6 protein-coding genes are annotated in these 6,326 nt (G+C 50.5%); 1 reads left to right on the top strand and 5 read right to left on the bottom strand.

All coding sequences use genetic code 11. The features are described 5' to 3' along the window. The 4 genes from FDW94_RS16265 to urtA all read right to left on the bottom strand — a co-directional run. Positions 1-494: ATP-binding cassette domain-containing protein (locus tag FDW94_RS16265; RefSeq protein WP_137378031.1), on the bottom strand; the 494-nt coding region annotated here is incomplete at its 3' end. Beyond that, positions 494-1,567, bottom strand: a complete 1,074-nt coding sequence (gene urtC, locus FDW94_RS16260; protein ID WP_137377892.1) for an urea ABC transporter permease subunit UrtC — start codon at positions 1,565-1,567, stop codon at positions 494-496. The genes FDW94_RS16265 and urtC, both read right to left, overlap by 1 nt. Beyond that, on the bottom strand, positions 1,567-3,141 hold the full coding sequence (gene urtB / locus FDW94_RS16255) for an urea ABC transporter permease subunit UrtB (protein ID WP_137377891.1): 1,575 nt from the start codon (positions 3,139-3,141) through the stop codon (positions 1,567-1,569). The genes urtC and urtB overlap by 1 nt, the downstream gene beginning before the upstream one ends. Before the next feature lie 43 nt (positions 3,142-3,184). Further along, positions 3,185-4,456, bottom strand: a complete 1,272-nt coding sequence (gene urtA / locus FDW94_RS16250; protein WP_003832925.1) for an urea ABC transporter substrate-binding protein — start codon at positions 4,454-4,456, stop codon at positions 3,185-3,187. Between the two features lie 486 nt (positions 4,457-4,942). Here urtA and mgtS point away from each other — a divergent pair, with 486 nt between their 5' ends. Beyond that, positions 4,943-5,038, top strand: coding sequence for a protein MgtS (mgtS, locus tag FDW94_RS16245; RefSeq protein ID WP_003032406.1), 96 nt, complete (start codon positions 4,943-4,945; stop codon positions 5,036-5,038). Positions 5,039-5,322: 284 nt separating this feature from the next. Here mgtS and FDW94_RS16240 read toward each other — a convergent pair whose 3' ends face one another. Continuing rightward, positions 5,323-6,249, bottom strand: a complete 927-nt coding sequence (locus FDW94_RS16240; protein WP_137377890.1) for a diguanylate cyclase — start codon at positions 6,247-6,249, stop codon at positions 5,323-5,325. Between the last annotated feature and the right edge of the window lie 77 nt (positions 6,250-6,326).

The raw sequence follows: 6,326 nt of genomic DNA, 5'->3' as shown, positions 1-6,326 counted from the left end.
CCGGCGCGGCGGGCCCGCTCATTACCCAGCCGCAACAGCGCCAGTACTTCATCAATACGATCCCGTTGTTCGCCTGAGAGTCGTGCCCGTAGAGCCCCCCAGACAGATTTATCATTTTTCAGCGCCAGCTCCAGGTTCTCTTCCACCGTTAATGCTTCAAATACCGTGGGCTTTTGAAATTTCCGTCCAATCCCCTGACGCGCGATGGCAATGGGATCGAGCATTGTTAAATCGGTCGACTGATCGTATATCGCACGACCACTTTGCGGTCTGGTTTTACCGGTTATGACATCCATTAACGTCGTCTTCCCGGCGCCGTTGGGGCCAATAATACAGCGCAGCTCCCCGACGCCAATGTTGAGCGAGAGATCCGTTAACGCCTGGAATCCGTCGAAATTAACGTTAATTTTTTCCAGTTGGAGTACCGGGTCCGTTTGTTCGCGAAACCGATCGCCAGGCATCTGGCGAGTAAAAAGTCCTTCATCCGGCTGCATTATTTGTCTCCTTTGCGAAACAGGCCAATCACACCACGGGGTAAAAAAAGCGTAACGCCAATAAAGATCAGGCCAAGAAACAGCTGCCAGTATTCCGGCATAATGACGGTAAACAGGCTTTTAGCACCGTTCACCAGTACAGCGCCAAATACCGGGCCGATCAGGGTTCCACGTCCGCCGAGAGCAACCCAAATCGCCGCTTCAATCGAGTTGGTCGGCGACATTTCGCTGGGGTTGATAATCCCTACCTGCGGGACATAAAGCGCCCCGGCCAGGCCGCACAGTACAGCGGAAAGCGTCCACACCAATAACTTGAAACCTTTCGGATCGTAACCACAGAACATCAAACGGTTCTCGGCATCGCGTACGGCGGTCAGAATACGCCCAAACTTACTGCGTGCCAGCGCAAGTCCCAGCCATATTGCCAGCACCAGCAGCATAACCGTCGCCAGAAACAGCGCGATCCTGGTGGACGTCGCGGTCACCGGAAACCCCAGAATGGTGGTAAAACCGGTAAAACCGTTATTTCCACCAAAGCCGGTTTCATTGCGGAAAAACAGCAGCATTCCGGCGAAAGTCAGGGCCTGGGTCATGATGGAGAAATAGACACCTTTGATTTTTGAACGGAAGGCAAACCAACCAAATACCAGCGCCAGCAGGCCCGGCACCAGAACAACCAGCAGTATCGCCCAGAGAAAATGTTGCGTCCCCCACCAAAACCAGGGCAGCTCGCTCCACGACAGGAACGACATAAAGGCCGGTAATCCTTCGCCGGAAGCCTGGCGCATCAGGTACATTCCCATCGCATAGCCCCCCAGCGCGAAGAAGATACCGTGTCCCAGCGAGAGCATTCCGGCATAACCCCACACCAGATCCAGCGCAACGGCCACAATGGCATAGCAGAGAATTTTCCCGGCCAGCGTCAACGTCCACACCGATATGGCCAGCGGATGCTCCGCAGGTAACAGCGCAAGAAACGGCAGAATAATCAACGCCAGCAGTAAGCCCAGACCCAGCACGCGTGTTGTACGCGGCGCTTTACGCGCCAGCGTTATTGTCATTGGCATCGTCATCAGTCAATAACCCTCCCTTTCAGCGCGAACAGTCCCTGAGGTCGTTTCTGAATAAACAGAATGATCAACACCAGGATCATGATTTTGCCAAGAACCGCCCCCACCTGAGGCTCCAGAATTTTATTGAATATCCCCAGCCCAAAAGCTGCAGCTACGCTCCCGGCAAGCTGTCCAACGCCGCCCAGTACCACCACCAAAAACGAATCGATAATGTAGCTTTGCCCCAGCTCCGGTCCTACGTTACCTAGTTGCGAGAGCGCCACACCTCCCAGTCCGGCAATTCCTGAACCAAGGCCAAAGGCCAGCATATCGACTCGTCCCGTGGGTACGCCGCAGCAGGCCGCCATATTGCGATTTTGCGTCACGGCACGCACGCGCAGCCCGAGGCGTGTTTTATTCAACAGCAGCCAGGTGAAGAACAGCACCAGCATGGCAAAGCCAAGCACCACTATTCGGTTCCACGGCAATATCAGATTGGCATAAACCTGAATGCCGCCGGAAAGCCATGCCGGATTGGCGACTTCCAGGTTTTGCGCGCCGAAAGTCATACGCACCAACTGGATGAGCATCAGGCTGATACCCCAGGTCGCCAGTAGCGTTTCAAGCGGACGGCCATATAAATGGCGTATCACCCCACGCTCGAGCAGCATTCCTACTGCCGCAGTCAGCAAAAAGGCGACCGGAAGTGCAATAACCGGATACCAGGCTAACCCGTGCGGGAAAAACTGCCCCATCAACTGTTGCACCATCCAGGTACAGTACGCCCCGAGCATCAACATCTCGCCATGCGCCATATTGATGACGCCGAGTAATCCATAGGTTATCGCCAGACCCAATGCCGCAAGCAGCAAAATAGAACCCAGTGACAGTCCCATGAAAGCCTGCCCAAGAAGATCCCCAACCTTCATACGATGCGAGATGGAATTCAGACTTTCGTCAGCGGCAGCACGCACTCGGGCATCGGATTCATGTTCAGCCCTGGTGAATGGCTGCAGGCGCGCCTGAGTTTCAGGATCATTTGACACCCCTAATAGTTCGATTGCCTGAAGCCTGACTTCCGGCGAGGTGCTACCCAATTGCAGATTTGCCAGTACAATAGCGAGTGCGGATTTCACATCACCATCTGACTCCTGAGCCAGTCGTTGTTGTAAAAACGGCAGCATGTCCGGCTGCGCCTCACGCTGTAATGTACGAGCTGCCTCCTCCCTTACCGTGACACTGTCACTTAAAAGCTGATGGACAGCCAACGCTCCGGCTACCAGATTACGCAGGCGGTTAGTCAGGCGAATTTTTTTTAGCTCGCCGTTTGGGGCTATCGCTGTTCCTAACGGCTGTACGTGCGAGCCGTTCATGATGAAGGCATTTTTCGTGTTATCGGTCAGCAGGTTCTCATCTCGCAGCGCGCTGAGCAGCGGGATGCGCTGAACGTCGGGATTCACCGCCCATTGTTCAAGTAAGGCGGCCTGCTGAGCACGGTTGGCGGCGGTAAAGGTATCAGCATCTGCGGCCTGGGCTATCCACGGCAAAAACCACATCAGCAACAACACACCACGAATAAAGCGCATAGCTTTCATGAGCGTTCTCCAAAGCATTACCCTCCCGCAGGAGGGCGTTAGATCAGTTGCTGGCGGTTTTCACAGGCTGTTCAGATTTTTTATCATTACCAGCGATGTACGGACTCCACGGCTGGGCGCGGACCGGCTCATCGGTTTGCCACACCACGTTAAACTGGCCGTTGCCTTCAATCTCGCCAATCATGACGGGTTTATGCAGGTGATGGTTGGTCGCATCCATGGTCAGGGTAAAACCTGATGGCGCAGCGAAAGATTGCCCCGCCATAGCAGCACGAACTTTATCCACATCGGTAGTTCCGGCTTTTTCTACCGCCTGCGCCCACATATGCAGGCCAACATATGTGGCTTCCATTGGGTCGTTCGTCACCACCGAATCAGCATTCGGTAATTTGTGCGCTTTGGCATACGCCCGGTAATCAGCGACAAACTTTTTGTTGGCCGCATTATCGACGGACTCAAAGTAGTTCCAGGCGGCAAGGTTACCCACCAGCGGTTTGGTATCAATACCGCGTAGCTCCTCCTCACCCACGGAAAAAGCCACCACCGGCACATCGGTGGCTTTCAGCCCCTGATTCGCTAACTCTTTATAGAACGGTACGTTAGAATCCCCATTGATGGTTGATACCACCGCCGTTTTTCCCCCTGCGGCGAATTTTTTAATACTGGCGACAATGGTCTGGTAATCGCTGTGTCCGAATGGGGTGTACACCTCTTCGATGTCTTTATCGGCGACCCCTTTTGAGTGCAAAAAGGCGCGTAAAATTTTGTTGGTCGTGCGTGGATAAACATAATCCGTGCCCAGCAGGAAGAAGCGTTTCGCGCTACCGCCGTCCTCACTCATCAGATACTCAACCGCAGGGATCGCCTGCTGATTGGGGGCTGCGCCGGTATAGAAGACGTTAGGCGACATCTCCTCTCCTTCATATTGCACCGGGTAAAACAGCAGACCGTTTAACTCTTCAAATACCGGTAGAACCGATTTACGCGAAACCGATGTCCAGCAGCCGAAAACTGCCGCCACCTTGTCCTGACTCAGCAGTTGTCTTGCTTTTTCAGCAAATAACGGCCAGTTCGAGGCCGGGTCAACCACCACCGGTTCCAGCTTTTTACCCAACACACCGCCCTGAGCATTTATTTCATCGATGGTCATCAACGCCACATCTTTTAGCGGCGTTTCGGATATGGCCATCGTGCCGGATAACGAATGCATGATGCCAACCTTAATGGTGTCGGCTGCCTGAACGCTAAAACTCACGCCCATTGCGACAACAGAGGCAGAAAGTGCAAAAGCTTTTAAAAATGTACGACGCTGCATAGTTTCACTCCTGAAATTAGACTTGCTGAAAGCTCCGGTGCAGCCGGGCAGACAAAACGGTGCAAATTAAGGGTGTTCAGAAGTGATAAGGCAAAAACGATGCCAGATATTAAAACCTCATATAAAATCAACAAATTAGCATCTCGCGCACATAGAACAGTATTAGATTTTCCCGCCAAAAGGATTAATCAAACGAAAAATTGAACCACCATGAGACAACTCTGCATTATAAACGTGCAACAATCTGTATCAGCAGCACACCGTCATAACAGCGTCTCAGGGTTTAAAAACAGGGTTATTTGTGCGCAGATAAATGTGTCTCGTCACTATTATTTATTTTATTCGACGTGATCATGTCAAAAATTTACTTTTCAGTCGAAATAATCACACAGTTCAGCCTTTGTTTAAGATTGAATTGCTACTATAGTCATAAGCGAGGTGAACTTAAGGTAAGAGAGGAAACTCACAGATAAAGGAGCATTTACTATGCTGGGTAATATGAATATTTTTATGGCTGTTCTGGGAATTATTTTATTTTCCGGTTTCTTGGCCGCGTATTTTAGCCACAGATGGGATGATTGATGAACGGAGATAGTCCTGCACCGACCCGGCCCCTTGTAGCGTAACTGCACAAGGGGCCATTTTTTTACCTGAATCGCACTCGCTGTGCCTTTTTCCTGATTTACAGATAAAAAAAACCGCCGGATAAACCAGCGGTAAATGCTTGCATGGATAGATTTGTGTTTTGCTTTTATACGCTATCTGGCAATTCCCTGCGAAGATAACGGATAGTCAGCTAACCTATCATCGACAACCCCAATGAAAGTTAAACGAAACGCAACTACCTCAAAGCGTTTTTCGAAAACTCACGCACTGAGGGGATACGAGGTTCCGTCATTGGTGTCCACCAACGCAATTTGCTCATTTTCATCCATAAACATGCAGCGATTCCTGCCGGTCTGTTTCCCCTGATACATCGCCCTGTCGGCCCGACCAAGCGCGGTATCCAGCGTTTCACCCTGTTGAACCCGGGTTATGCCTGCCGTCACCGTGATACCGATCTCTCCCTCAGCGTAGGGAATTTTTTTCTGACCAATCAGACGACAAAGTCGCAAACCCGCTAGGCATGCCTGCTCGTCCGTTTTTGTTCTGATGATGATAATGAACTCTTCTCCACCGTAGCGGTACGCCGCCTCATCATATCGCGTCCATGACAATAAATTTGATGCCAGAGCCCGCAATACCACGTCACCCACCAAATGGCCGTAGGTATCGTTAACGTATTTAAAACGATCGATATCTAACAACAATATATAAAGATTAAGCGGTTCGGCATCGAGCAACTGCCGATCAAAAGACTCATCAAGCATTCTTCTGCCAGGTAAACCTGTTAATGCGTCGATATTACTGCGGATACTCAATAAATATATTTTGTAGTCCATTACAGATGAGGTAAATGCCAGCAGCGCGTCCTGGAAACTGTCGAAATGCCATGAATGGCTACGATTCTCCACGATAGCCATTAGCAATTTCTTGCCTGATAAATGCATCTTTTCGTGGGTGGCGCTTATCTTGCTTACGTAACTACAATCATCCTCATTGTACCGTGATTGATTATTAAGCCACAGTCCAAATCGACAAGCAAAATGCGAGTTTTCACCCATAATATCTGGCTGCGTAACATCTGAAGACACCACGCAGCGGAACATTGTCACTAACCATTTGTAGTGGGCATCAATGGACTTGTTCAACTCAATCAAAATTGCATCTATTTCCTTCGTATTTCTCATCATCACGTTCTCCCTCCCTGTTCGAGCGTTTCTGATGGAATTATCTTAACGATAAAAAAGAAAATTTATGTAAATTTTTT

The sequence above is a fragment of the Citrobacter sp. wls757 genome, assembly GCF_005280935.1.
GTDB classification, from domain to species: domain Bacteria; phylum Pseudomonadota; class Gammaproteobacteria; order Enterobacterales; family Enterobacteriaceae; genus Citrobacter; species Citrobacter portucalensis.
This window is presented reverse-complemented; position numbering and strand designations above follow the sequence as displayed.

Coding starts and splice junctions, on each gene's coding strand:
- urtA (WP_003832925.1), bottom strand. CDS start 4,456: ATGCAGCGTCGTACATTTTTAAAAGCTTTTGCACTTTCTGCCTCTGTT.
- FDW94_RS16240 (WP_137377890.1), bottom strand. CDS start 6,249: ATGATGAGAAATACGAAGGAAATAGATGCAATTTTGATTGAGTTGAAC.
- mgtS (WP_003032406.1), top strand. CDS start 4,943: ATGCTGGGTAATATGAATATTTTTATGGCTGTTCTGGGAATTATTTTA.
- urtB (WP_137377891.1), bottom strand. CDS start 3,141: ATGAAAGCTATGCGCTTTATTCGTGGTGTGTTGTTGCTGATGTGGTTT.
- urtC (WP_137377892.1), bottom strand. CDS start 1,567: ATGACGATGCCAATGACAATAACGCTGGCGCGTAAAGCGCCGCGTACA.